Origin of the sequence: Nocardiopsis alborubida (assembly GCF_012396365.1) — a bacterium.
Classification (GTDB): domain Bacteria; phylum Actinomycetota; class Actinomycetes; order Streptosporangiales; family Streptosporangiaceae; genus Nocardiopsis; species Nocardiopsis alborubida.
This window is the reverse complement of the sequence record NZ_JAAXPG010000008.1, coordinates 1-24,356: the sequence shown is the minus strand read 5'-3', so window position 1 is coordinate 24,356 and position 24,356 is coordinate 1. Positions and strand designations below refer to the sequence as shown.

Below are 24,356 nucleotides of genomic sequence, written 5' to 3'. Positions count from 1 at the left end.
GCGCCCAGCCGGGGCGCGGCCCGCGTCGCGGCTGGGCGGGCCGCGGTGGCCCCGGGCCCTCACGCGTCGGCGGAGGCGGTCCTGGCGGCGACGAGGTCCCGGTACCAGGAGAAGGAGTCCTTGGGGGTGCGCGCCTGGGTGGCGCGGTCCACGTGCACCAGCCCGAAGCGCTGGTGGTAGCCCTCGGCCCACTCGAAGTTGTCGGTGAGCGTCCACACGAAGTACCCGCGCACGTCCGCGCCCCGCTCCCGCGCGGCCTCCACCTCGGCCACGTGCCCCTCCAGGTAGGCGATCCGCTCGGGGTCGGCGATCCGCCCGCCGGGGGAGACCCGGTCCTCGTAGGAACAGCCGTTCTCGGTGACGTACAGCGGCGGCAGCGCGTCGCCGTGGCGCCCGCGCAGCAGGTCGATCGTCCGGCCCAGCCCCTCGGGCACCACCGGCCACCCGAACGCCGTCACCGGCGCCCCGGCGACCTCGCCGAACCCGAACGGCAGCCCCGAACCCTCGTCGGGCGCGGTGGCCACGGTGGGGTTGTAGTAGTTGATCCCGAGGCCGTCCGCGCTGCCCGCGACCGCCTTCAGGTCGCCCTCGCGCACGCCGGGGACCTCCGCGACGCCGAACGCCGACAGGTCCGGGTAGGCGCCGGTCAGCACGGGGTCGGTGAACAGCCGGTTGTGCAGGGTGTCGTAGGCGTGCGCGGCGGCGGTGTCGGCCTCGGAGCCGGTGGCGGGACTGACGGGGGAGTAGTTGTTGGTGAGCAGTACCTCCAGGCCGCGCGAGCGCAGCTCACCGGCGGCCAGCCCGTGGGCGAGCAGCATGTGGTGGGCCACCCGCATCACCTCGGGCACCTCCAGGATCCGCCCCGGGGCGTGGACGCCGAGCGCGTGCCCGTAGGTGGTGTGCACCAGGGGCTCGTTCAGGGTGATCCACCGGTCCACCCGGTCGCCGAGGCGGTCCGCGGCCGCCGCCGCGTACTCGGCGAACGCGTGCGCCGTGTCGCGCTCGCTCCAGCCGCCCGCCTCCTCCAGCGCCAGGGGCAGGTCCCAGTGGAACAGGGTCGGTACCGGGGCGATCCCCCGGGCGAGCAGGGAGTCCACCAGGTGGTCGTAGAAGTCCAGGCCGGCCCCGTTCACCGCGCCGCGCCCGGTCGGCACGACCCGGGGCCAGGCGAGCGAGAACCGGTAGGCGTTCACCCCGAGCCGGTCGAGCAGTTCCACGTCCTCGGCCCACCGGTGGTAGTGGTCGCAGGCCAGGGCGGGGCTGTGCCCGTCGCGGACCGCGCCCGGGCGCTCGGAGAAGACGTCCCACACCGACGGGCCGCGCCCGTCCTCGTCGAGGGCGCCCTCGATCTGGAAGGCGGAGGAGGCCACTCCCCACAGGAACGGTGACGACATGGACGGTACCTGCCTTTCGCTGGGTCTGACGGGGACTCGGGGCGGACGGGGGCTGTGAGGCGAACAGGAGACGCGGGGAGGACGGGGCGGGACCGGCGGGCACTCAGGCCACACCCCGGATCCGCCACACCAGCACCCCGCCCAGCAGGCTGAGCAGCCCGCACACGGTGTACAGGACCGGGTAGCCGCCCAGGTACACCACGATCGGACCGGCCAGGGCGGGCGCGATCACCTGCGGTCCGGCGCTGGCGATGTTGACGATCCCCAGGTCCTTGGCCCGCCCGCCCGCGCTCGGCAGGACCTCGGTGACCAGGGCGTTGTCCACGGACAGGTAGACGCCGAAGCCGATGCCCAGCACCACCGCGCACACCAGACTCATCGGCCACGTCGGAAACGCGGCGATCAGGAACGCGGGCACCGCCGAGACCACCCCGGACAGGCACACCATCCCCCTGCGGCGGCCGATGCGGTCCGAGACCAGACCGGCCAACACGGTCGTGGCCACGACCGCCGCCGTGTAGACGGCGATCAGCACCAAAAGCCCGTCCGCGGCCGAGGAGCCCGGGAACAACTCCTCGTAGCCGACCGCGTCGGTGAGGAAGTAGAGCAGGTAGAGGGTGAACATGGCGTTGCCCGTCTGCATGAGGAAACGGGTCAGCCACGCCCAGCCGAAGTCGGGGTACCGGCGCGGGGACACCCACAGCCCGCGCGCGAACCCGTTCCAGGAGGGGCGGGCCTCGCGGGGCAGCGGCGGGTCGTGGGCCAGCAGAGCGAACGGCAGGGCGCACAGGACGGTCAGCGCACCGAGGAGGGCGTAGCCGGGGGCGATCCCCGTGACCACCACGGTCACCAGCAGCACCGCCACCACCACGCCCGCCGACTGCGGGATGCCGATCCACCCCGAGACCACGCCGCGCTGGCGGACCGGCACGTGGTCGGGCACGGCCGCGAGCAGGGTCGCGTTCAGGCAGGACAGCGCGGCCTGGACGAACGACCACCCCAGCAGGACGCCGAGGACGCCGTCCTGCTGGCCGAGCACCACCAGGCCCAGACCGCCCAGGAGCGCGCCGGCCAGGATCCAGGGGCGTCGGCGCCCGAACCGGCCGGCGGTCCGGTCGGACAGTGCCCCGGCCAGCGGGGTGCCCAGGGTGGAGCAGGCCGCTCCCGCCCCGGTCACCCAGGCCAGGGTGGTCTCCTTGGAACCGGGAGCGAGCAGGCCGACCTGTTCGGGCAGCAGGACCTGGAGCGGGCCGAAGAAGGCCATCCACATGCCGAGGTTGGCCAGGCTGATCCCGGCCACCCACAGGCGGCGCACGGGCCGGGTGGGCTCGGCGAGTGCGGCGGGCGTCCGCGGGTCGGGGGAGGGGGAGGGCTGTGCGGGGGGTGTGCGCACGTGTGACCTACCTAACATGAATGCGTCTCATGTTAAGGGGGTCGTCCTGCCGAGGAAAGGCCCGTGGCGGGATCGGTTCGCGGGGCGTGGCGGGCTGGCGGGCCTCGGGGGTCGGCGGCGCGGGGCGGCGGGGTCCGGCATCCGCGTCTACGTAGTCAAGTTTGACCAGTGGGCCCGGAGGGGGCTACCCTCACAAGGTAATCAAACTTGACTAATGGGAGGCGTGTGTGGCCGGAAGGGACACCGCGCGGTCGGGCGGCGGCGCCCGGCGGGATCAGGGCCAGGGGCGGCCGGGGGCGGTCCGGGCCGACGAGACGACCGTTCCGCGGCTGCCCCGCGCCTCGGCAGGGGCCACCCCGGAGTCCTGCCGGGCGCTCGGCTTCGAGGCCACCCACGGGCAGGGCAGGCCCTGCCTCTGCCCGGCCTCCCACTGGAGCGGCTTCGACCTGCACTGCGGCCGCGCCCCGAAGGGCCTGGACCCCGCCCCGGAGAACAGCGGTGGCTGCCTGGTCATGGTCGACGCGGTCGCGCCCTGCCGCGCCGCCCTCACGCAGGCCATGCGCCGGGCCTACGGCAGGGTCCTGGCGAAGGGGCTGCCGCGCATCACGCGCCACCGGCCTGGAACCAGCCGTTTCACGCTCGTGGATCCCTCGGGCAACCCGCTCGTCTTCGTCCTGCGCGGCGAGCCCGAGAGGCTGGAGTACGGCGGCTCCAGGGAAGCCGGCGGGCTCACCCGCGTCCTGGGCGGCGCCCGGATCCTGCGCGACCCCAAGGCCGACGACCTCACCGCCTTCCGGCGGATCCGCTCCGGACCGAAGCGGCACGGGGGCCGGGCGCCTCCGGTGGAGCGGGAGCTGGCGCTGGCCATGCTCGTCGGACTCGCGGTCGCCCTCGGAGAGGAGGAGGGCGTCGAGGAGTGGTGGGAGCGGCTGAGCGGTACCGCCCTCAGCGGCGGTGAGCTGAGCAGGGTCGAGGGGGAGCTGCGCAACGCCTCCGCGCCGCGGCGCTGGCTCGGCGCGCGAACCCCGGAGCCGGACGCGGGCTGAGGAACCGCTGAGGCGCAGGGATCTTCCGGGTCGTCCGGGTCGGTTCCTCCGCGCGGACGCGCGAGCTCCTCCGTGTGGCGGGGTCCTCCCCGCTGGACCCGAATTCGGCATCGAAAGCTAGTCAAATTTGATCAATAGAAGGGAGGGGTCGTGGCGGAACACGATCTCGCGGTCCTGACCGAGGGGCTGCGCAAGACCTACGGGGACAAGAGGGCCCTGGACGGCCTGGACATGGCCGTGCCGCGCGGCACGGTCCACGGCATCCTAGGACCCAACGGCGCGGGCAAGACCACGCTCGTGCGGACCCTGGCCACCCTGCTGGGGGTGGAGGAGGGCCGCGCGCGGGTCGCCGGGTTCGACCTCGCGGCGCAGCCGGGACGGGTTCGCCGCCGGATCGGCCTGCTGGGCCAGCACGCGGCCGTGGACGAGGAGCTGTCAGGGCGCCAGAACCTGGAGATGTTCGGGCGCCTGCACCACCTGAGCGGGCGTCGGGCCGCCGCGCGGGCGGGAGAGCTGCTGGAGCGCTTCGGTCTGGCCGACACCGGACGCAAGCCGGTCAGCGCCTACAGCGGCGGCATGCGGCGGCGGCTGGACCTGGCGGCCTCGCTCATCGTGGATCCCGATGTGCTGTTCCTGGACGAGCCGACCACCGGCCTGGACCCGCGCGGACGGGGCGAGGTGTGGAGCGCGGTGCGCTCGCTGGTCGGAGGCGGTACCACCGTCCTGCTCACCACCCAGTACCTGGAGGAGGCCGACCAGCTCGCCGACCGGGTCTGCGTCGTCGACGGCGGCCGGGTGATCGCGGACGGCACCCCCGACCAGCTCAAGGCCGTGGTGGGCGGCGACCGCGTCGACGTCGTCCTGCGCGCCCCGGACCGGCTGGGGGAGGCGGTCGGTGTTCTGCGGGGGATCTCCGCGAGCGGGCGTGTGGACACCGACGCGGACGCGCGCAGGGTCAGTGCGCCGGTCGCCGACCGGATGGGCGCCCTCAACCACGTGGTGCGGGCGTTGGGCAAGGCGGGGATCGAGGCGGAGGACCTGGCCGTGCGCCGCCCCACCCTGGACGAGGTGTTCCTGCACCTGACCGGCGATTCCGCCGATGGCGCCGGTGACTCCGGGCGCTCCGGTGACCCAGGCGCCGCCGAGCCGCCCCCTGGAGAACGCATCGAGCCGCCCGCCGGCGACCGAGCCCGGTCGTCCAACGGTGACGCTGAACCCTCCGGCGGCAACCGCGTCGCCACGGCCCCTTCCGCTCCCTCCCGGCACCGGGAGGGAGCCGCATGACCACCACGACCCGCACGGACCTCCCTGAGCTGACCCCCGGGGCCGCTCTGGGCTGGTGGCTGGCCGACTCCTGGACCATGACCCGCCGCGAGCTCGTCCGCTGGGCCCGCCGCCCCGCGCAGATCGCGGTGGGCCTGGCCTTCCCGGTGATGATGCTGGTGATGTTCGCCCTCTTCCTCGGCGGGTCCATGACCGTCGCCGGAGGCGGGGACTACACCGAGTTCGTGGTCCCCGGCATGCTCGTGCTCACCATGGCCTTCGGTCTGGAGAGCACGATGACCGCGATCACCCGGGACCTGGAGAAGGGCGTCGTCGACCGGTTCCGCTCCATGCCCATGGCGCCTTCGGCGGTCCTGGTCGGCCGCGGCGTCGCCGACATGCTGGAGTCCGTCCTCAGTCTGGTCATCGTGCTCGGCGCCGGGCTCGCGATCGGATGGCGCTGGCACGGCTCCTGGGCCGCCGCGCTGGGGGCGGTGGGGTTGTTGCTCCTGCTGCGGTTCGCGCTGCTGTGGTGCGGCATCTGGCTCGGGTTGATCATGGGCAGGCCGGAGCTGGTCATGGCGGTGCAGATCCTCGTCTGGCCCCTGGCCTTCACCTCCGGGGCCTTCGCCTCGCCCAAGTCGATGCCCGGCTGGCTCGGAACCGTGGCCGAGTGGAACCCCATGTCGGCCTCGGCCACGGCGGTGCGCGACCTGTTCGGCAACCCCGGTGCGGCCGGTACCTCCTGGGCGGCCGAGAACGCGCTGTTCCTGGCGGTGCTGTGGCCGCTCGTGTTGCTCGCGGTCGCCTGTCCCATGGCGGCGGCCCGCTTTCGGGGGTTGGGCCGCTGACCCGTCCGTGTCTCGCGGGGTTCGTGCGGGGCGCTCTGGCCGCTCGGCCGGTTCCCCGCGTGACCGGGCCTCCGCCGTGCCCTGGCGGCAGGGCTCCGGAGCGGAGTTCTGCGGTTCCGAGGTCGGGGCGGCCGTCTCGGCAGGAGGCGGCCGCGCCTCAGCCGGAGGGGGGCGCCTCCGGCCCCTCGTCGGTGAGGACGCCCTCGTAGGGGTCGCCCCCCTCGCCGGCGAAGGAGTAGACGCCGCCCTCGATCCGCCGGATCAGCGAGCGCGTCCACGCCGCGTCCGACTCCGCGGAGTGCACCCACATGTCCATGATCTCGCCGATGTGCCCCGCCTGTCCGGGCCCCTCCTCCGGGGCGTAGTGGGCGACCACGCCCCCGCGCCACTCCTCCAGGCCCTCGACCCGCCGCCTGAGCAGGTCGAGGGCCTCCCGCCGGGGCAGGTCGACGATGAAGCCCAGACCGGCCGAGAGCACGTCCAGGCGCGCGTCGTGCGAGGACACCGCCCGGCGCAGCAGGGCGAAGTACTCCCGGGTGCCCTCTCCGGTGATCTCGTACTCGGTCCGGGGCGGGCCCCCGGCGGTGGACGGCGCCGTCTCGTGGGCGTGCAGCAGGTCCTGCCGGGCCATCTGCTTGAGCGCGTGGTAGATCGACCCCGGCTTGGCGTTGGACCATTCGTGCGCGCCCCAGAACTCCAGGTCGTTGCGCACCTGGTAGCCGTGCGCCCGACCGCGCAGGCGGACCGCCCCCAGGACCAGCAGCCGGATGGCCGACATCCACACCCCCCATCTCACCGGCGCGGGGTCCGTTCTGTTCGACGGTCCGCGCTATTCAACTTTGACTAGCATATCTCCCGCGCGCCCGCGCCGTCCTGTGCCCCGTGCTGCCCCGTGCTGCTCCGTGCTGCCCCGCGTCCCGCGCCTCCTCCCCGCGCACGGACGGGCCCGGCACGGGGAGGAGCGGCGGCGCGACGGCGGGTCTCAGCCGCGCCCGGGGACCGGGTCGCCCTGACGGGCGTGCTCGCTCCCCAGAGCGATCGGCGCGGCCAGCCACTCGTCGCGCAGGCCGAACGCGTTCACCAGCTGCACGGCGTAGGGGCGCAGGCCCCGGCACAGGTCGTTCACCGCCTGGGTGACCGCCTTGGCCCGCGAGGTGGAGAGCCGCTCGTGCTCCAGGAACCACGCGCGGTTCTCCTCGACCACCGACATCACGTACAGGTCGCACAGCCGGTTGAGCAGCTTGGCGGTCGAGGTGTCCCCGCAGCGGTCGATCCCCGCCACGAACGCCTCCAGCACCACCCGGTCCATGTGCGCGCGGCCCGCGGTGAGCACGTGGTCCTGGGCGCGGTTGAACACGTCGAAGGCGTCGTCGCCGTTCCTGCCGGACCTGCGCAGCCGCGCGGCCAGGCCCTCGATGACGTGCTTCTCGCGGTCCTCCAGCAGCTCCAGCTGCCAGCCCCGGTTGTACAGGCTGGCCTCCTCGCCGCGCCCCGGGGCGGCCGCGACGAGCCGCTCGATCAGCGGGATCGCGGCGGTGCGCTCGATGACGGTCTCGAAGACCTTGCCCGCCATGAACCGGGCCAGCCCCAGCTGGTCCAGGTCGCCGAACGAGTCCTTGAAGTTGGTCAGCAGGCCCTTGGTGAGCTGCTGGAGCAGGACCGTGTTGTCGCCCTCGAACGTGGTGAAGATGTCGGAGTCGGCCTTGAGCTGCGGAATCCGGTTCTCGGACAGGTAACCGGCGCCGCCGCACGCCTCCCGGCAGGTCTGGATGGCCTCGCTGGCGTGCCAGGTGGCCACCGCCTTGAGCCCGGCCGCCCGCGACTCCAGTTCGCGCTGGGCGTGCTCGTCGCGCTCGGGCGAGCGGGACAGCTCGTGCAGCCGGGTGACCAGCTCCTCCTGCGCGAAGTGCAGCGCGTAGGTGCGGGCCAGGGCGGGCAGCAGCTTGCGCTGGTGCGCCAGGTAGTCCAGGACGCGCACCTCCCGCTCGGGCCGCCCCTCGCCGTCGGGCCGGGTGAACTGGCGGCGGGTGTCGCCGTAGCGCACCGCGATGGTCAGCGCGGCCTTGGCGGCGCTCCCCGCGCCGCCCGCCACGCTGATCCGGCCACGGACCAGCGTTCCGAGCATGGTGAAGAAGCGTCGGCCCTTGCTCTCGATGGGGCTGGAGTAGGTGCCGTCGGCGGCCACGTCCCCGTACCGGTTGAGCAGGTTGGTGCGCGGCACCCGCACGCGGTCGAACTCCAGCCGCCCGTTGTCCACGCCGTTGAGCCCGGCCTTGGGGCCGCAGTCCCCGATGCGCACGCCCGGCATCGGCCTGCCCCGCCCGTCCCGGATCGGGACCACCAGGGCGTGCACGCCGTGCTCCTCGCCGCCGGTGCTCAGCTGGGCGAACACCACCGCCAGGTGGCCGTCGCGGGCCGCGTTGCCGATGTAGTCCTTGCGCGCCGCCTCGTCGGGCGTGTGGACCACGAACTCCTCGGTGTCGGGGTCGTAGACGGCCGTGGTGCGCAGGCTCTGCACGTCCGACCCGTGGCCGGTCTCGGTCATCGCGAAGCAGCCGGGCAGCTCCATCGACATCGTGCCGGGCAGGTACTCGGCGTGGTGGGCCTCGGTGCCCAGGGCGCTGATCGCCCCGCCGAACAGCCCCCACTGCACACCCATCTTCACCATGAGCGACAGGTCGTTGACCAGCATCTCGAAGCCGACCACGGACGCGCCCACGTCGTCGCGGCCGCCCACCGAGGCGGGGAAGCCGTAGGCGGGCAGGTCGGTCTCGGCCAGGGCCTTGAGCTGGGTGAGCGTGCGGGCGCGGTGCTCCTCCACCGACAGTCCGTACACGGGGGCGTACAGGTCTCCCCGCAGGGCGTCGCGCATGTGCTCGCGCACGTGGGCCCAGCGACCGTCGAGGAGGCCGCGCAGCTCGGCCTCGTCCACCCTCAGCGCCTGTTCGTTCATGTGCTCCCCCTGTGGTCCTCGCTGGCGCGGCCCGGTCCGTGCCCGCCGCCGGAAGGGGCGGGTCGCGCACGGACCCGTACTCGCGGGTACACGACCAACGTTAGGGGGCGGGTGGGGAGTCAGACGGCCAGGGAGGCGGTCGCGGGGTCCTGGGCCGCGGTCGCGGCGGCGTCCACCCCGCGCAGGAGGTCGTCCAGGGACAGGCCGAGCGCGGCGGCGATCGCCGCGACCGTGAAGAACGTGGGGGTGGGGATGCGCCCGCCCTCGATCTTGCGCAGGGTCTCGACCGAGATCCGGGCCTCGCGCGCGACGTCGACCATCGTGCGCTCCGCGCGGGCCTGCCGGAGCAGACCGCCCAGGAGGCGCCCGCGCTCGATCTGGTCTGCGGTCAGCGGTTCACGCACCATGCGTCGAGTCTAACGCCACGACGTCGGATCGGTATACCAATACCGGCGATGCCGTTCCGTGCGCGGACGGCCGCCGGGAACCCGGGGTCCGACGCCGAGACGCCCTCCCCCCACCCGATGTCCGGGCCCGCCGGGCACAGAACCGCCGCGAGACGGGTCGGAGGCCGCCTGGACGGGGCGAAGCGGGGCGCGCCCCCACCCCCGCGCTCGGGCGGGGTGCCTAGGCCAGCCCCGGGACGGCCAGCTCCAGGCGGCCGCCGTCCGCGTCGAGCAGGGCGGGCACCCCCAGCGGAATCGTGAGCTGGGCCGCGCAGTGCCCGAACTCCAGCCCCCACAGCACCGGCACCCCCAGCGGTTCCAGCCGGTCGCGCATCAGCTCGGCGACCACCTCCGGCCCCGGCGGGCAGTCCGTCCACGTGCCCAGGGCCACCCCGGCCACCCCGGCCGCCCACCCCGTGCGCAGCAGGTGCGTGAGCATCCGGTCGAGCCGCGCCACGTCCTCGCCGACGTCCTCCAGCAGCAGGATGCCGCCGGAGGCCGACAGACGGCTGTGCGGCGTGGCCAGACAGTCGTTGAGCAGGCTCAGGTTCCCGCCGAAGGTCACCCCCTCGGCCCGCCCCGGCACCAGCGCGTGCGCGCCCGGCGAGGTCAGCACGGTCCGCCGCTCGGGCTCGAACAGGGTGGCGCGCAGCTCCTCCTGGGCCGCCGGATCACCCACGAAGTACCCCGTGCCGACCACGGGCCCGTGCACCGTGGCCACGCCCAGCTCCACCGCGAACGCCTCGTGCAGCGCCGTGACGTCGCTGAACCCGACCAGCGCCTTGGGCTCGGCCCGGCGCATCGCGTCGAAGTCCAGCAGGTCCACCGTCCGGTGCGCGCCGTCGCCGCCGCGCACGCACAGCACCGCGTCCACGTCCGGGTCGCACCAGGCCTCCTGGAGGTCGGCGGCCCGCGTGGCGTCCGCACCGGCCAGGTAGGGCAGCCGCGGGTGGCGCTCGCGCACGTGCGGGGCCAGCTCCACCTCCAGCCCCCAGCCGCGCAGCGTCCCCACCGCGGCCTCCAGCCGCTCCGCGGGAACCGGGCTGCACGGAGCGACCAGGCGCACCCGGTCGCCCTCCCGCAGGCGCGGCGGTCGGACCAGCGCGCGCACACCCCGCGCGTCCGGGACCCGTGCCGCCGTGTCCGCCACCTCGGTCATCGCCTCTCCCACCCTCGGCCCTCTCCCTCGCTCGTGCGCGTCACCGGCCGCGACGCCTCTCCCCACCACCAGTGCTCGGACACTCCGGCCGCCGCGCCGACCGCGTTCCCGGTCCCGCCCGGCCGCGGGGCCCGGCCTCCGGAACCCCGAAGACACCAGCCTCCCAAGCCGATCAGGGGATCGGCAGCTCAGGCGCGCAGGAACGTGTCCAGCGCGCGCACGCCGAAGTGCAGCCCCTCCAGCGGCACCCGCTCGTCCACACCGTGCAGCAGGCCCGAGTAGTCCAGGCCCTCGGGCTGGGCCAGGGGGGAGAAGCCGTAGCAGTCGATGCCCAGCCGGGAGAACACCTTGGCGTCGGTGCCCCCCGACAGGCACACCGGCACCACGTGGGCCCCCGGGTCGTGCAGCAGCAGGGCCTCGCGCAGCTCCGCGAACGCGGGGGAGTCCACGGGCGCGGTCACCGGAGGCGAACCGTGCGCGTACTCCCAGGTCACCCGGTCGCCGGTGAGCTCCTCCATGGCCGCGGCGAACTGCTCCTCCGCGCCGGGCAGCACCCGGCCGTCCACACCCGCCGTGGCCTCCCCGGGCACCACGTTCACCTTGTACCCGGCGGAGAGCATCGTGGGCGTGGCGCTGTTGCGCGTGGTCGGGCCGATCAGCGGGGCGGCCGTCCCCAGTCTGGCGACCAGGGCGTCCACCGCCTCCGCGGTCGCCGTGTCACCGGGGAGGCGCTCCACCTCCAGGGCCTCGGCGATCGCGTCGATCGCCGCCCGCGTGACGGGGGTCAGGTGCAGCGGCCACTCGTACCCGTCGATCCGGGCCAGGGCCGCGGCCAGGGCGCCGACCGCGTTGTCGCGCGGCGGCCGGGAACCGTGCCCGGCCGTCCCCTGGGCACGCAGGGACAGCCAGGCGCTGCCGCGCTCGGCCGCGCCCACCGGGTACAGGCGCACCGGCTCCCCGGAGGCCGTGCGGGCGTGGATGGTCTCCCCGCCGCCCTCACCGATCGCGGTGGTACAGCCCTCGAACAGCTCGGCGTGCTCGCGGACCAGGTAGTCGGCGCCGTAGGCGGCGCTGTCCTCCTCGTCGGCGACGAAGGCCAGCACGATGTCGCGCCGGGGCCGCAGTCCGTGGCGCGCCCAGTGGCGCACGACGGCGGTGACCGTGGCGATGGTGTTCTTCATGTCCACCGCGCCGCGCCCCCACAGCGCGGGCACGCCGGTGACGGGGCAGTCGGCGACCTCCCCGGCGAAGGGGGGCAGCGTCCAGTCGGCGGCGTCGGCGGGCACCACGTCCAGGTGGCCGTGCACCAGCAGCGCCGGGGCCGAGGGGTCGGTGCCGGGAACGCGCGCGACCACGTTCGCGCGCCGGGGGGCCGACTCCAGCAGCAGGGGGTCCAGCCCGGCGTCGCCCAGGGCCTCGGCGACGTACTCGGCGGCCTCGCGCTCGTCGCCCCGGCCGCCCCCGTGGTTGGTGGAGTCGCGGCGGACGAGGCCGCGGGCGAGGTGGACGGCGTCCTCCCCGGCCGCCGCGAGGCCGTCGGCCCTCTCGGGGAAGCCGTCGGTTCTCTCCGGGAAGGAAGTGGCGATGTGGCCCACGGGCGCGCCTCGCTTTCGCTGAGGTGTCAGTAACGGGGGAGACCCCTGGCGGCCAGTGGTGACGAAGTGCTCCCCGGCACAGTTCTACCAGCCCCGCCCGCCGCGCTCCGGCATTCGCGGGCGGTGGCCCCCGCGGCCCCGGACCCGGTCTCAGCCGTAGCGCTCCTCCATGGCGTTGGAGATGAGCGTGGTGACCGCCTTGAAGCAGCGGATCATCTCGTAGGAGTCCGGGGAGACGTACCGGACGCGCCGCACCCCCGTGCGCGTGACGCCGGGGACGACGGCGGCGGCCTGGGCCAGCTGCGCGGAGTCGACCTCCACCTCCACGGCCCTGGGTTCGGGCCCGACCGGCTCCAGACGCCCGGCCAGGGTCATGGCGGCGCGTGCCCCGGCCCGGATGTCCCGCGCGGTCGCGGCCGGGGGGCGGCAGCGGGCCGCGTACCGGCTGACGTGCTCCTTGACCGCGACCGTCCGTGCGAACGGGGCGTAGGTGGCGGCGTCCTCACAGGCGCGGTCGTCCCCCGTGACCAGGATGACCGGTGTGCCGTACTCGGCGACCACCGCGGCGTTGAGGCAGCCCTCGCTGGCGGGCTCGCCGTCCAGCCACACGCCGGTCACCGCGTTGGGCAGGTAGGTGTGCGCCAGCACGCCCTCGTCACCGGCGCCGCAGTGGTAGCCGAGGAACACCACGCCGTCGCAGTCGCCGGACTGCACGCCCTCGACCATGGACAGCTCCTTGTGCCGTCCGGTGATCATCGTGGCGTCGGTGTTGAGCTCCTCCAACAGGAGGTTGCGCATGGTCGCGTGCGCCTCGTTGACCAGCACCTCGGTGGCGCCGCCTTCGAGCAGGCCCTCGACGGCGGCGTTGACGTCGCTGGTGAACATCGCGCGGCAGCGCTGCCACTGCTCGGTGCCGGGCTCGACGTCGGCGGGCCAGGTGACGCCCGTGGCGCCCTCCATGTCGGCGGAGATGAGGATCTTCACCCGCACGACCCTACGCCTCGGGCCCCTCCCGTAGCCAGGCTCGGGCGCCGCGTTCCGCCCGGGGGCGCACGGGAGGGGCCGGGGCGGCGACTACGGCAGGGTGAGGATCTCCGCGCCGGACTCGGTGATGACCAGGGTGTGCTCGAACTGGGCGGTCCACCTGCGGTCGGCCGTCACGGCCGTCCAGCCGTCGTCCCACATGTCGTACTCCACGCCGCCGAGAGTGATCATCGGTTCGATCGTGAAGGTCATCCCCGGCTCCATGACGGTGTCCGCGCGCGGGTCGTCGTAGTGCGGCACCACCAGGCCCGAGTGGAACTCCGGCCCCACGCCGTGCCCGGTGAAGTCGCGGACCACGCCGTAGCCGAAGCGCTTGGCGTAGGACTCGATGACCCGGCCGATCACGTTGATCTGGCGGCCCGGCCGGCACGCCTTGATCGCGCGCGTCATGGCCTCCCGGGTCCGCTCGACCAGCAGCCGGTGCTCCTCCGAGACGTTCCCGGCCAGGAACGTGGCGTTGGTGTCGCCGTGCACGCCGTCCCGGTAGGCGGTGATGTCGATGTTGACGATGTCGCCGTCGGAGACCACGGTGTCGTCGGGGATGCCGTGGCAGATCACCTCGTTGAGAGAGGAGCACAGCGACTTGGGGTAGCCCTTGTAACCCAGCGGGCTGGGGTAGGCCCCGTGGTCCAGCAGGAACTCGTGGCCGATCCGGTCCAGCTCGTCCGTGGTCACCCCGGGCCGGACGTTGCGGCCGACCTCCTCCAGGGCCTGGGCCGCCAGCCGTCCCACCACGCGCATCCGCTCGATGGTCTCGGGGGTCTGCACGTCGCCGAGGACCCCCTCCACGGGGTGCTTCCGTCCGACGTACTCCGGGCGGACGATGTGGGAGGGAACCGAACGTTGTGGCGAGATTCGCCCAGGAACCAGCGGAGTAGTCATGGACACTGATTGTAGTTCGTGGGTCGGCCGCGCGGTCCTGGACGATGCCCTTCCCCCCACGGGTGTAGGGAGCGCCCGGGCCTGGGTAGGTGCCCCGAGAAGTACGTTCCCGCCCGGGCAGCGTCCCGTAGAAAGCGAGTCACGGTGAGAACGGTGAGAGAGGACACTCCGCTGGACGACGAGTGGTGGTACTGCCTCAGGCACAACCGGGTGGAGCACGGCCCCGGCTGCCCCAACAAGGAGCGCATGGGCCCCTACCCGGACGAGGCCACCGCCGCCAGCGCGCTGGCCATCGCGGCCCGGCGCAACGAGGCCTGGGACGAGGCCGACGAGGAGGAGCGGTGACCCCCGCCCACGCGCGCTCCGATCCACCGCGCGGTGCCGCGCCGGGTGGAGCCGGGCGGTGCCTCCCGCCGGCGCCTCTGACAGGATCGGCGCATGACTGAACAGAGCACACCCGCGGGCGCCGACATCGCCGGGTTGTCCGTCGCCGTCCTGGGCGGGACCGGAGACCAGGGCCGTGGCCTGGCCCGCCGCCTCGCCCTGGCGGGGCACACCGTCCACCTCGGCTCGCGCAGCGCCGAGCGCGCCGAGAAGGCCGCCCGGGGACTGGTGGAGGCCGAGGCCTCCCCGATCGACGTCCGCGGCCTGGACAACGCCTCGGCCGCGGCCGAGGGCGACGTCGTCATCGTCGCCGTGCCCTGGGACGGCCACCGGGAGCTGCTGGAGCAGCTGGCCGGTCCGCTGGCGGGCAAGATCGTCGTGGACTGCGTCAACCCCCTCGGCTTCGACAAGAAGGGCCCCTTCGCGCTCGACGTCGCCGAGGGCAGCGCCGCCCAGCAGGCCGCCGAGGTGCTGCCCGACAGCCGCGTCACGGCCGCCTTCCACCACGTGTCCGCGGTGGTGCTGCTGGACCCCGAGGTCGAGGAGGTGGACCTCGACGTCCTGGTGCTGGGCGAGGACCGCGAGGCCACCGACGTGGTGCGCGCCCTGGCCGAGCGGATCCCGGGGGTGCGCGGCGTCTTCGGCGGCCGCCTGCGCAACGCCCACCAGGTGGAGGCCCTGACCGCCAACCTCATCGCGGTGAACCGCCGCTACAGGACCCACGCGGGCATCCGGATCACCGGCCTGTAGGCCTGGGAGCCCGTGGTCCCCGAGAATCCCGTTCGACCGATCGCGTCCGTGGCGGCCCGAGGCGCACGCCCGGGTGCGCGTACGGCGCCGGTCCCCGTGGCGGGGACCGGCGCCGCGCCGCCGGGCGCGCTCAGCCGCAGTAGGCCGCGCGCTCCTCGTCCGTCATGGGCCGCGTGGACTGGGTGACGGTGCTGCCCTGGTCCTGCGCCGGTCCCTCGGCGGTGAAGGGCGCGTACCAGACGTAGTGGCCCCACTCGCGGTCGGGGAAGTGCAGCTCGTAGGTGCCGTGGACGCGCTGCATCCGGGGCCCGTAGTACACGCGGGCCACCTCGCCCGGCTGGGCGACGACCTGTGTGCGCTGGCTCTGGGTGTGCGACGAGCTCCACTCGTGGCCGTAGGAGACGCTGAAGCTCTGCTTGAAGACCGCCCCGAACGTCGCCGTCATGGACAGGTTCACGCTGTTGGTCTCGCCCGTGGTCTCGGACCACTGCACCATGGACATCTGCTCGTGGTCGGTGCAGTTGTAGACCGGTGAGCCGACCGGCTCGGAGGTGTTCTGGAAGTACTCCGGCTGGCCGGACGGGTGGAACTCGCACACGTCGGTGCCCTCACCGCACCGCTCCAGCAGCTCCCGGACAGTCGGGTTCCGCTCGTGGTCGGCCGCGGCCGGTGCGGGGGCGAGCGCCAGGACGGCCGCCAGGCCCGCCGCGGCGCCCGCTGCGAGGGTTCTCATCGCTCCGCCTTTCGTGGGGGTCGGGCTTTCGTGGGGGTGGGGGTCACGGGCACGCGGCCCGCTCGGCGTCGGTCATCGGGCGCACGTTCTGCGTGACGACGTCGTCGGGGGAGTCGGGGACGGGCCCCTCCGCCGTGAAGGGCGCGTACCAGACGTAGTGGCCCCACTCGCGGTCGGGGAAGTGCAGCTCGTAGGTGCCGTGGACGCGCTGCATCCGCGGCTGCCGCTCGACCCAGCCCACCTCGCCGGGGGCGGTGTTGACGTAGGTGGTCTGCGTCTCGGTGTGCGAGGTGGTCCAGGTGTGCTCGAACGACTGCTCGTAGGACACCGAGAAGACCTCGCCGAATCCGGCCTCGGTGGTCAGGGTCAGGCCGACGCTGTTGCTCTGGGAGGTGGTGTCGGACCAGATCACCGCCATGTCCTGGCGGCCGGAGGTGCAGTTGAACACCTCCGAGCCCACCACACGGCCGGGGGCGGCGAAGAGTTCGGGTTCGCCGCTGGGGTGGAACTCGCAGACGTCGGTCTCCACACCGCACAGCTCCAGCAGTTCGCGCACGCTGGGGGAGCCCTGGTGGTCGGCGTGTGCGGCGGTCGGGGGCGCGGCGACCGCGCCCGCCACGGCGACGGCGGCGGCGCAGAGCACGGAGGACGTGCGTCGCATGTCGTTTTCCCTTCGAGCGGGGGCAGGGAGGGGGCAGGGGCCGGGTCAGCCCAGGGTGGTGGAGACGGCGCGGTCGTTCATGTGGTCGCCCACGTAGGCGGTGTTCTCGCGGTAGGGGCCGTCGCGGTCGCCGGTCCCGTCCGGACCCGAGTGCAGCCACAGGGCGCAGGTGGCCCAGGGCTGGGCGGAGGAGACCAGGTTCTGCCAGTCGGCGGGGAAGGTGAACCAGAACTCGGTGTCGTCGCCTCCGGTGCACAGGCCGTCGCCGTACAGGGTGAACGTGGCTCCGCCGAAGTCCTCGTGCTCGAAGTAGGTGCCGATGATGACGTCCGCGCTGGCCGCCCTGAGGGAGGCGCCGCCCCCGCCCAGGGCCCGTTCCTGCTCCTCCAGGGTCCGGCCGGTCTCCCTCTCCGCGGCCGCGATCGCCGCGTCGAAGGTGGCGAAGCAGCGCTCCTGGCCCGTGCCGGTGTCGCTGATGCAGTGCCGCCCGCTCGCGGCGGCGGGTGAAGCCGTGGCGGTCGCGGCCAGGGCCGCGGCCGCGGTCGCCGCGGCGAGGGCGGCGGCCCGTGGCCGCCGGTGCGGTGAGGTCATGCCTTCTCCGTGGTGTCGGGGGACGCGTTGCTTAACGCAGGTTAACAAAACTGCCCGGGGCTAATTGATCACTGAGGGTGAGGAATGGGCTGTGTGGTGGCCCTTTGGCGGCCGAGGAATCTTTTCTACGGCGAATACCGGACGGGTGCCGTTTCTTGTCGGCTTTCGTTCGGTGGTGGGTTGTTTGCCGCGGCTCGTGACGGCTCGGCGGAAGCCGTGCTTCCGGCCTGGGGGGAAGGGCGGCCCGCGGGGTGCGAACGGCTTCGTGCGGGGTGAAAGTCCTCGAACGGGAGGATCGGAGCGGGGTTTTCTTGTGTGGCGCGCATCACGAACAGGAGTTCGGCTGATTCGGGGATGTTACCCCGGGTGTTCGTCCTCGGCCGGGCGGAGTGGGAAACACACGCGGCGGGGGCGGGGGGAAGGCTGGGTCCTGGGCGTCATCCACCTGGTTCTGCGTTCCCCTGTCTCCTCTTTCCCGTCACCGGCGCTCCCGGAAGGCGATGTGGGAACGCGGGTTGTCGCGTGTGTTCCTGTGGTTCTTCGTGACTCTGAGGGGTCGGGATGCTCGGGCGAACGGCGGCGGCCCCGCACCCCGTCCCGGGTGCGGGGCCGCCGCCGGATCCCGGGAGGAGGCGTCAGGACACCCATTCCTTGACCTTGCCGACCAGCGCGGCCGGGTCCTCGCCCACGGGGGTCACGTTGAGCTGGGTCACCCCGGCGGCGCGGAAGGCCTCCACGCGCTCGCGCACGTAGGACTCCGGGCCGACCATGTTGGTCAGCTCCACGAACTCCTCGGGCACGGCGGCCGCGGCCTCGTCCCTCCTCCCCTCCAGGTACAGGTCCTGGATCCTCTCCGCGGCCTCCTCGTAGCCGTAGCGGCGGGCGACGGTGTTGTAGAAGTTCTTTCCCTTGGCGCCCATGCCGCCGACGTAGAGGGCGATCATCGGCCGCACGAGGTCCAGCAGCCTCTTGGTGTCCTCGCCCTCGCCGATGGCGAGCAGGCCGCCCGCGGAGACCTCCAGCTCGCCCAGGGACGGGTCGCGCCTGGCCTTCCCCTCGGCCAGCGCCTGGCCCCACACCCTGTCGGCCTTCTCGGGGATGAACAGGTGCGGGAGCCAGCCGTCGGCGATCTCGGCGGTCAGCGCCACGTTCTTCACGCCCAGGGAGGCCACGTAGACGGGGATCTCGGAGCGCACGGGGTGGTTGATGATCTTGAGCGGCCTGCCGAGGCCGGTTCCCCGCTCCGGGGGCAGCGGCAGCTGGAAGACGGTGCCGTCGTGGGTGAGGCGGTCCTCGCGCGCCCAGACCCTGCGGCAGATCTCGATGGTCTCGCGGGTGCGGGCGAGCGGCTTGACGTAGGGGACGCCGTGGAAGCCCTCGATGACCTGCGGTCCGCTGGCTCCCAGGCCGAGGATGGCCCGTCCGCCGGACAGGTCGTCCAGCCCGGCGGCGGTCATCGCGATGAGCGTGGGGGTGCGGGTGTACAGCGGCAGGATGGCCGAACCGATCGCCACGGTCTCGGTGCGGGCGGCGATGTAGCCCATCAGGGTGGGGCTGTCGAACCCGTAGGCCTCGGCGACCCACACGGTGTCGAGACCGGCCTTCTCCAGTTCGACCACCTGGTCGACGGAGGCCTTGGGGTCGCCCGCGTACTGGAGCGGCATCGAGACGCGCATCTGTCCTCCCGGGAGGGCCGGACCCCCGGCCCGTCGGCGCTGGGTACGGTGCGACTCTACTCCCGAGTACGGTTCGGCCTGTTGCCCGGCTCACAGACCGCCGCGCGGTACCGCGTCCGACCCGTGCACCGCCGGGCCCCGACACCACACCGCCGGCCGGGGCGGACCCCGACCGGCGGTGCTCACCGGTGTCCGGAGAGGGGCGAGGCCACCCCGCCCCTCAGCCGGCGTAGGAGTGGCGCTCCTCGGGGAACGCCCCGTTGACGACCTCGTCGGCGTAGGCGGAGGCCGCCTCGCGCAGGGTCTCGTGCAGATTGGCGTAGGTCTTGACGAACTTGGCCACCTTCGGGCTCAGTCCGGCCATGTCCTGCCACACCAGCACCTGGGCGTCCGTGGACGGACCGGCGCCGATGCCCACGGTCGGGACGGACAGCTGCTCGGTCACCTGCGCGGCCAGCTCGGCCGGCACGCACTCCAGCACGACCGCGAACGCGCCCGCGCGCTCCATCTCCTTGGCGTCCTTGAGCAGACCGGCCGCGGCCTCGCCGCGGCCCTGCACCCGGTAGCCGCCCAGGGTGTTCACCGACTGGGGGGTCAGGCCCAGGTGCGCCATCACCGGCACACCCGCCGAGACCAGCAGCTCCACCTGGGGGGCCACCGCGTGGCCGCCCTCCAGCTTCACCGCCTGGGCTCCGCCCTCCTTCATGAACCGCGAGGCCGCCTCCAGAGCCTGCTGGGGAGAGGCCTGGTAGGAGCCGAACGGCAGGTCGGCCACGACGAGCGCCCGCCGGGTGGAGCGGGAGACCGCCGCGGTCAGCGGGAGCAGTTCGTCCACCGTCACCGGGACGGTGGTGTCGTAGCCGTAGACGACGTTGGCCGCCGAGTCGCCGACCAGCAGGACCGGGATCCCGGCCTCGTCGAAGACCCGCGCGGTGAGCGCGTCGTAGGCGGTCAGCATCGGCCAGCGCTCGCCGCGCCCCTTGGCGGCGGCCAGGTCGCGGATGGTGACGCGTCGGCTGGTGACCCCGCCGTACAGGGCGTTTCCTGTCGGCGCCCCGGTCGGGGCGAGGGGCTTGTCTGTGGTGCTCATGCGTTATCCCTCCGTTGTCTCGAAGCACCTCGCGGGTGTCTCCGGACGTGTGGACGAATGGTGTTGTCGCGCTCGCGCGCGGGGGCGGCCGAGGGGGCCGCGGGCGGTCCGCGGGGGACCGGGCGGGTGCGGAGGAGACGGGGACCGGCGTCTGCGGACGACCGGGCGCGGCCACCGCACGCAAGCATCATCGCATGCCCGCACCGCGTCTCTCCGCACCGGTGACAACCCGGTCGGACGGTCGGATGTTTCCCGCCGGGACCGGCTCGTGATCCTCCAGCGGGACCGACCCGGCAGCGGCCAGGCCTTTTCCGCCGGGGCCGGCCCGGAGGCGCCGGTGCCTTCCGGCCGTGGCCGCCCGGACACGGCCAACACACCGTTCGCGGCACCCCGAAGCGCGCGGGCGGCGCGGTTCGCGGGTACGGTCCGATCGGCGGAAGTTTCGGTGGGGGTCTCGGCGGTGGAGGTGGCTGGTGGACGCGCAGACGGCGTACCGGCGCAGGTGGGGCGGGCTGGCGGTACTGATCATCTGCCTGCTGGTGATCGTGGCCGACAACACGATCCTCAACGTGGCGCTGCGTGTGCTGTCCGACCCCGAGCTGGGCCTGGGAGCCAGCCAGTCGCAGCTGGCCTGGGCGATCAACTCCTACACGCTGGTCTTCGCGGGCCTGCTGTTCACCTTCGGCGTGCTCGGCGACCGCTGGGGGCGCCGACGCATGATCGTGGTGGGGCTGACGGTGTTCGGCACGGCCTCGGCGCTGTCGGCCTACTCCCAGACCCCCGAACAACTCGTCCTGGCCCGCGCGGTCATGGGGTTCGGCGCCTCCATGGTGACGCCGCAGACCCTGTCGATCATCGCGAACGTCTTCCCGCCCGAGCAGCGCGCACGCGCCATCGGGATCTGGGCGGGCGCGGTCGGGCTGGCGATGGCCATCGGCCCCTCGGCGGGCGGGCTGCTGCTGGAGAACTTCTGGTGGGGATCGATCTTCCTCGTCAACGTGCCCTTCGTGGCTCTGGGCCTGGCGCTGGTGTTCTTCCTGATCCCCGAGTCGCGCGACGCCGACCCCGGCAGGCTGGACGTGCTGGGCGTGCTGCTGTCCGTCCCCGGCCTGGTGCTGCTCATCTACGGCATCATCACCGCGGGAGAGCGGGCCTCCCTGGCGGACTGGGACGTGTACGGCGCGCTCGTCGGCGGCGTGGTGGTGCTGGTGCTCTTCCTGGTGCACGAGTCGCGCGCGCCCAACCCCTCCCTGGACGTGCGCTTCTTCCGGGACCCGCGGTTCAGCGTCTCCGTGGCCACCATCATGGTGCTGTTCTTCAGCATGTCCGGGATCATCTTCTTCCTGAGCTTCTACTGGCAGAGCGTCCGTGAGTTCTCCCCGTTCATCGCGGGTCTGCTGGTGCTGCCCGCGGCGCTGGGGCAGATGATCATGGCGCCGCTCAGCCCGACGCTCGTGCGCTGGGCGGGGCCGCGCGTGGTCGCGGCGGTCGGCGTGCTGGGCGTGTGCTCCAGCTTCCTGTTCTTCACCCGGCTCGAACCGGACACACCGCTGCCGCTGATCGTCGGGTTCTTCTTCCTCCAGGCCGGTGCGATGGCGGTGGTCCTGACCCCCGCCACCGACGCGATCATGTCGTCGGTGCCGCCCGGCAGGGCCGGTGCCGCCTCCGCCGTGCAGAACACGGTCCGGCAGGTGGCCACGGCGATGGGCGTCGCGATCCTGGGCGCGGTCATCTCCTTCCGGTACCGGGCGGGGATCACCCCCGCCCTGGAGGAGCTCGCCGACGGGGGCTCGGCGGACGTGGCGGACGAGCAGCTGCGTCCGGCGGGGGAGTCGATCGAGGGCACCCTGGCCCTGGCCCGGAGCCTGGGGGAACAGGGGCGGGTCCTGGTGGGCCCCGCCAAGGAGGCGTTCATGTCCGGGCTGCACACGGCGGCGACGGTGTCGCTGTGCTTCGGGGTGGTCGGGCTGGTCGTGATCCTGATCTGGATGCCGCGCGAGACCGGGCGCCACCAGCCCCTGGACGCCGAGGACGGCGGCCCCTCCGCTGGGGCCGCTCCCGCCCCAGGCCGGGGGGAGCGGTGACCGGGGCCGGTCGCCTACGTTGAACACATGCGCCTGACCGCTTTCACCGACGTCTCCCTGCGCCTGGTCATGCGGCTCGCGGTCGCGGAGGAGGGCGAACTCCTCACCACCAGGACCGCCGCCGCGATGCTCGCCGTGCCCTACACGCACATGGCCAAGGCCGTGGCGCGGCTGTCCGACATGGGGCTGGTGGAGGCGCGGCGCGGCCGCAACGGCGGACTGCTCCTGACCGAGAGCGGGCGGCGGGCCTCGGTCGGGTCGATCGTGCGCGAACTGGAGGGCGCGGGGGAGCTCGCGGGGTGCGAGGACGACCCGCCCTGCCCGCTGCGCGCCGTCTGCCGACTGCGCGGCGCCCTGCGCGAGGCGCACGAGGCGTTCTACACCTCGCTCGACGGCGTCACCGTGGAGTCCCTGGTGTCCCCGCCCACGCGCGACGCGCTGACCCTGCTGCGTCCGTAGGGCCCGCGGCGGTGCTCCGCCGCCGTCCGCCCACGGGCGCACGGCCGGGCTTCGCCGGGGGGCCGGCCCCCTTCACCGGTTCGCCAGCCCGCCAGCCCGCCAGCCCGCCAGCCCGCCGCTTCGCCAGTTCGCGAGCCCGCCAGCCCGCCAGCCCGCCGGTCCTCCGGTACTTCCGCGTCCACCCGTTCCCACCTGCCCCCTCGGAGCGGGAGCGACCCCGGAGGAGGGGGCCGCGGAGGCGGATTTAATATGCATTTGAGATACCAATTTTCTGTTCCGAGACACCCTCTCCGAAGTGAGGTCGCATGCTCTCCGCAGAGTCCGCCGCCACCGTCCGGGCCACGCTCCCCGCCGTGGCCGGAGCCCTGGACGCCATCACCGCCCGCTTCTACGACACGATGCTCGGCGAACGCCCCGAACTCCTCGACGGCCTGTTCAACCGGGGCAACCAGGCCTCGGGCGGGCAGCGCAGAGCCCTGGCCGGATCGATCGCCTCCTTCGCCACCCTCCTCCTGGAGCACCCGGAGGAGCGCCCCGACGCCCTCCTCACCCGCATCGCCCACAAGCACGTCTCCCTCGGGGTCACCGAGGACCAGTACGTCATCGTGCACAAGTACCTCTTCGACGCCATCGCCCACACCCTCGGGGACGCGGCCACCCCCGGCGTCGTCAGGGCCTGGGACGAGGTCTACTGGCTCATGGCCGGAGCCCTGATCGCCCTGGAGGCCCGCCTGTACGCCGAGCGCGGGCACACCGGGCGCGGGGCCTGGCGTCCCTGGCGGGTCACACGGCGCCGCCAGGAGACCCCCGACACCGCCTCCCTCACCCTCGAACCCGAGGACGGCGCCCCGCTCCCCGACTTCCTGCCCGGCCAGTACGTCAGCGTCCGCACGCGCATGCCCGACGGCGTCCGCCAGGCCCGCCAGTACTCCCTGACCGGCGGGGACGGCGGGTGCCGCCGCATCACCGTCAAGCGCCTGCGCGCCGTCGGGGCCGATCCGGCGGGGGAGGTGTCCACCCTGCTGCACGACACCGTCGTCCCGGGCGACGTCCTCATGGTCTCCACCCCGGCGGGTGACGTGACCCTGTCCGATGGCGGGCACCCCCTCGTGCTGGTCTCGGCCGGGATCGGCTGCACGCCGATGGTGGCCATGCTGAACCGGCTCGCCGAGCAGGGCAGCGACCGCAGGGTCCTGGTCCTGCACGCCGACCGCAGCCCGGGGGAGCACGCCCACCGCGGGGAGACCGCCGCCCTGGTCGATGCGCTGCCCGGCGCGAGCGCCCGGACCTGGTACGAGAACGGTGTGGATGGGGGCGATGGGGTGGAGGGCGATAGGGCGAAGGGTGATGGGGCGAAGGGTGATGGGGTGGAGGGTGATGGGGTGGAGGGTGATGGGGTGGAGGGTGATGGCGGTGCTGGTGGTGGCGTGGATGGCGGCGGGGGTGACGGTGGCACCCTTCGGGGGCTGATGGACCTGGACGGGGTGGACCTGCCCGAGGGAGCCGAGGTCTACCTGTGCGGGCCGCTGCCGTTCATGCGCGGCGTGCGCGCACAGCTGCTCGCCGCCGGGGTTCCCGCCCGCCGCATCCGCTACGAGGTGTTCGGCCCGGACCTGTGGCTGGGCGAGGGCTGAGCAGCGGGGCTTGAGGTGAGGGTCTGAGCGGACTGAGGAGAGGGTCTGAGCGGGCTGAACGGCAGGGGGCGTTCCTGCTTCCTTTCGACGTTCAGCCTGCTGACTGCTGACTTCGGCCGGAGGCGGCGGCGTCAGCTGCCGCGTAGTGGTGCGGGAGGGCCGTCAAGGGCGGTCAGCGGTCGGGGTTCGGGGGTGGCGGGTCTCTGCTGCGGGGGCATCAAGGGCGGGAGCGACTCCGGGAGGGCGGTCAACGCTTGCTGTACGCGTG

22 protein-coding genes are annotated in these 24,356 nt (G+C 73.5%); 8 read left to right on the top strand and 14 right to left on the bottom strand.

The window, feature by feature from the left end; all coding sequences use genetic code 11:
• Nucleotides 1-59 precede the first annotated feature (59 nt).
• Both HGB44_RS10180 and HGB44_RS10175 read right to left on the bottom strand, forming a co-directional pair.
• Complete coding sequence (locus HGB44_RS10180; RefSeq protein WP_061083511.1) at nt 60-1,394, bottom strand: GH1 family beta-glucosidase; 1,335 nt, start codon at nt 1,392-1,394, stop codon at nt 60-62.
• A 103-nt stretch (nt 1,395-1,497) separates the two neighbouring features.
• Nucleotides 1,498-2,787: an MFS transporter gene (locus HGB44_RS10175; protein ID WP_061083512.1), complete on the bottom strand. Its 1,290-nt coding sequence runs from the start codon at nt 2,785-2,787 to the stop codon at nt 1,498-1,500.
• A gap of 227 nt (nt 2,788-3,014) precedes the next feature.
• On the opposite strand from HGB44_RS10175, the gene HGB44_RS10170 reads away from it, so the two are divergent.
• The 3 genes from HGB44_RS10170 (at nt 3,015) to HGB44_RS10160 (ending at nt 5,947) form a co-directional block, all read left to right on the top strand.
• Nucleotides 3,015-3,833: a hypothetical protein gene (locus HGB44_RS10170; protein ID WP_061083513.1), complete on the top strand. Its 819-nt coding sequence runs from the start codon at nt 3,015-3,017 to the stop codon at nt 3,831-3,833.
• 150 nt (nt 3,834-3,983) lie between these two features.
• Entirely contained in the window at nt 3,984-5,117 is a 1,134-nt protein-coding gene (locus HGB44_RS10165; protein ID WP_082768641.1) for an ATP-binding cassette domain-containing protein, read from the top strand.
• On the top strand, nt 5,114-5,947 hold the full coding sequence (locus HGB44_RS10160) for an ABC transporter permease (protein ID WP_061083514.1): 834 nt from the start codon (nt 5,114-5,116) through the stop codon (nt 5,945-5,947). The genes HGB44_RS10165 and HGB44_RS10160 overlap by 4 nt, the downstream gene beginning before the upstream one ends.
• A gap of 157 nt (nt 5,948-6,104) precedes the next feature.
• On the opposite strand, the gene HGB44_RS10155 is transcribed toward HGB44_RS10160, so the two are convergent.
• The 7 genes from HGB44_RS10155 to map all read right to left on the bottom strand — a co-directional run bounded on the left by HGB44_RS10155 (nt 6,105) and on the right by map (nt 14,026).
• On the bottom strand, nt 6,105-6,725 hold the full coding sequence (locus HGB44_RS10155; protein WP_061083515.1) for a PadR family transcriptional regulator: 621 nt from the start codon (nt 6,723-6,725) through the stop codon (nt 6,105-6,107).
• 204 nt (nt 6,726-6,929) lie between these two features.
• The gene (locus tag HGB44_RS10150) at nt 6,930-8,900 is read right to left on the bottom strand and encodes an acyl-CoA dehydrogenase family protein (protein ID WP_061083516.1); all 1,971 of its coding nucleotides are present in this window, start codon (nt 8,898-8,900) and stop codon (nt 6,930-6,932) included.
• A 119-nt stretch (nt 8,901-9,019) separates the two neighbouring features.
• Nucleotides 9,020-9,307, bottom strand: a complete 288-nt coding sequence (locus HGB44_RS10145; protein WP_061083517.1) for a helix-turn-helix domain-containing protein — start codon at nt 9,305-9,307, stop codon at nt 9,020-9,022.
• Between the two features lie 220 nt (nt 9,308-9,527).
• Nucleotides 9,528-10,505, bottom strand: a complete 978-nt coding sequence (locus HGB44_RS10140) for a S66 peptidase family protein (protein WP_061083518.1) — start codon at nt 10,503-10,505, stop codon at nt 9,528-9,530.
• A gap of 188 nt (nt 10,506-10,693) precedes the next feature.
• Nucleotides 10,694-12,100, bottom strand: a complete 1,407-nt coding sequence (locus HGB44_RS10135) for a M20/M25/M40 family metallo-hydrolase (protein ID WP_061083519.1) — start codon at nt 12,098-12,100, stop codon at nt 10,694-10,696.
• 150 nt (nt 12,101-12,250) lie between these two features.
• Nucleotides 12,251-13,084, bottom strand: coding sequence for a M55 family metallopeptidase (locus tag HGB44_RS10130; RefSeq protein WP_061083522.1), 834 nt, complete (start codon nt 13,082-13,084; stop codon nt 12,251-12,253).
• A gap of 90 nt (nt 13,085-13,174) precedes the next feature.
• The gene (gene map, locus HGB44_RS10125) at nt 13,175-14,026 is read right to left on the bottom strand and encodes a type I methionyl aminopeptidase (RefSeq protein ID WP_210751442.1); all 852 of its coding nucleotides are present in this window, start codon (nt 14,024-14,026) and stop codon (nt 13,175-13,177) included.
• 153 nt (nt 14,027-14,179) lie between these two features.
• On the opposite strand from map, the gene HGB44_RS10120 reads away from it, so the two are divergent.
• Nucleotides 14,180-14,371 carry a hypothetical protein gene (locus HGB44_RS10120; RefSeq protein ID WP_061083520.1) on the top strand — a complete coding sequence of 64 codons (192 nt, stop codon included), beginning with the start codon at nt 14,180-14,182 and terminating at the stop codon, nt 14,369-14,371.
• A 93-nt stretch (nt 14,372-14,464) separates the two neighbouring features.
• Nucleotides 14,465-15,160, top strand: a complete 696-nt coding sequence (gene npdG / locus HGB44_RS10115) for an NADPH-dependent F420 reductase (protein ID WP_061083521.1) — start codon at nt 14,465-14,467, stop codon at nt 15,158-15,160.
• 130 nt (nt 15,161-15,290) lie between these two features.
• Here the strand turns inward: npdG and HGB44_RS10110 are convergent, their stop codons facing one another.
• The 5 genes from HGB44_RS10110 to panB all read right to left on the bottom strand — a co-directional run bounded on the left by HGB44_RS10110 (nt 15,291) and on the right by panB (nt 19,911).
• Nucleotides 15,291-15,893: a hypothetical protein gene (locus HGB44_RS10110; protein WP_168444001.1), complete on the bottom strand. Its 603-nt coding sequence runs from the start codon at nt 15,891-15,893 to the stop codon at nt 15,291-15,293.
• Nucleotides 15,894-15,936: 43 nt separating this feature from the next.
• Nucleotides 15,937-16,554 carry a hypothetical protein gene (locus HGB44_RS10105; protein WP_168444000.1) on the bottom strand — a complete coding sequence of 206 codons (618 nt, stop codon included), beginning with the start codon at nt 16,552-16,554 and terminating at the stop codon, nt 15,937-15,939.
• Nucleotides 16,555-16,599: 45 nt separating this feature from the next.
• Nucleotides 16,600-17,145, bottom strand: coding sequence for a hypothetical protein (locus HGB44_RS10100; protein WP_061083687.1), 546 nt, complete (start codon nt 17,143-17,145; stop codon nt 16,600-16,602).
• A 635-nt stretch (nt 17,146-17,780) separates the two neighbouring features.
• Entirely contained in the window at nt 17,781-18,821 is a 1,041-nt protein-coding gene (locus tag HGB44_RS10095) for an LLM class F420-dependent oxidoreductase (RefSeq protein WP_061083686.1), read from the bottom strand.
• A gap of 220 nt (nt 18,822-19,041) precedes the next feature.
• Nucleotides 19,042-19,911, bottom strand: coding sequence for a 3-methyl-2-oxobutanoate hydroxymethyltransferase (gene panB, locus HGB44_RS10090; RefSeq protein WP_061083685.1), 870 nt, complete (start codon nt 19,909-19,911; stop codon nt 19,042-19,044).
• A 470-nt stretch (nt 19,912-20,381) separates the two neighbouring features.
• On the opposite strand from panB, the gene HGB44_RS10085 reads away from it, so the two are divergent.
• The 3 genes from HGB44_RS10085 (at nt 20,382) to HGB44_RS10075 (ending at nt 24,088) form a co-directional block, all read left to right on the top strand.
• Nucleotides 20,382-21,995, top strand: coding sequence for an MFS transporter (locus tag HGB44_RS10085; protein WP_061083689.1), 1,614 nt, complete (start codon nt 20,382-20,384; stop codon nt 21,993-21,995).
• A gap of 27 nt (nt 21,996-22,022) precedes the next feature.
• The gene (locus tag HGB44_RS10080; protein WP_061083684.1) at nt 22,023-22,454 is read left to right on the top strand and encodes an RrF2 family transcriptional regulator; all 432 of its coding nucleotides are present in this window, start codon (nt 22,023-22,025) and stop codon (nt 22,452-22,454) included.
• Between the two features lie 305 nt (nt 22,455-22,759).
• The gene (locus HGB44_RS10075; protein WP_061083683.1) at nt 22,760-24,088 is read left to right on the top strand and encodes a globin domain-containing protein; all 1,329 of its coding nucleotides are present in this window, start codon (nt 22,760-22,762) and stop codon (nt 24,086-24,088) included.
• Nucleotides 24,089-24,356 lie beyond the last annotated feature (268 nt).

What these genes read in the sequence shown, in the direction of transcription:
- HGB44_RS10180 (WP_061083511.1), bottom strand. Translation starts at nt 1,394, where the DNA reads ATGTCGTCACCGTTCCTGTGGGGAGTGGCCTCCTCCGCCTTCCAGATC.
- HGB44_RS10160 (WP_061083514.1), top strand. Translation starts at nt 5,114, where the DNA reads ATGACCACCACGACCCGCACGGACCTCCCTGAGCTGACCCCCGGGGCC.
- HGB44_RS10155 (WP_061083515.1), bottom strand. Translation starts at nt 6,725, where the DNA reads ATGTCGGCCATCCGGCTGCTGGTCCTGGGGGCGGTCCGCCTGCGCGGT.
- HGB44_RS10150 (WP_061083516.1), bottom strand. Translation starts at nt 8,900, where the DNA reads ATGAACGAACAGGCGCTGAGGGTGGACGAGGCCGAGCTGCGCGGCCTC.
- HGB44_RS10145 (WP_061083517.1), bottom strand. Translation starts at nt 9,307, where the DNA reads ATGGTGCGTGAACCGCTGACCGCAGACCAGATCGAGCGCGGGCGCCTC.
- HGB44_RS10140 (WP_061083518.1), bottom strand. Translation starts at nt 10,505, where the DNA reads ATGACCGAGGTGGCGGACACGGCGGCACGGGTCCCGGACGCGCGGGGT.
- map (WP_210751442.1), bottom strand. Translation starts at nt 14,026, where the DNA reads ATGACTACTCCGCTGGTTCCTGGGCGAATCTCGCCACAACGTTCGGTT.
- npdG (WP_061083521.1), top strand. Translation starts at nt 14,465, where the DNA reads ATGACTGAACAGAGCACACCCGCGGGCGCCGACATCGCCGGGTTGTCC.
- HGB44_RS10110 (WP_168444001.1), bottom strand. Translation starts at nt 15,893, where the DNA reads ATGAGAACCCTCGCAGCGGGCGCCGCGGCGGGCCTGGCGGCCGTCCTG.
- HGB44_RS10105 (WP_168444000.1), bottom strand. Translation starts at nt 16,554, where the DNA reads ATGCGACGCACGTCCTCCGTGCTCTGCGCCGCCGCCGTCGCCGTGGCG.
- HGB44_RS10100 (WP_061083687.1), bottom strand. Translation starts at nt 17,145, where the DNA reads ATGACCTCACCGCACCGGCGGCCACGGGCCGCCGCCCTCGCCGCGGCG.
- HGB44_RS10095 (WP_061083686.1), bottom strand. Translation starts at nt 18,821, where the DNA reads ATGCGCGTCTCGATGCCGCTCCAGTACGCGGGCGACCCCAAGGCCTCC.
- panB (WP_061083685.1), bottom strand. Translation starts at nt 19,911, where the DNA reads ATGAGCACCACAGACAAGCCCCTCGCCCCGACCGGGGCGCCGACAGGA.
- HGB44_RS10080 (WP_061083684.1), top strand. Translation starts at nt 22,023, where the DNA reads ATGCGCCTGACCGCTTTCACCGACGTCTCCCTGCGCCTGGTCATGCGG.
- HGB44_RS10075 (WP_061083683.1), top strand. Translation starts at nt 22,760, where the DNA reads ATGCTCTCCGCAGAGTCCGCCGCCACCGTCCGGGCCACGCTCCCCGCC.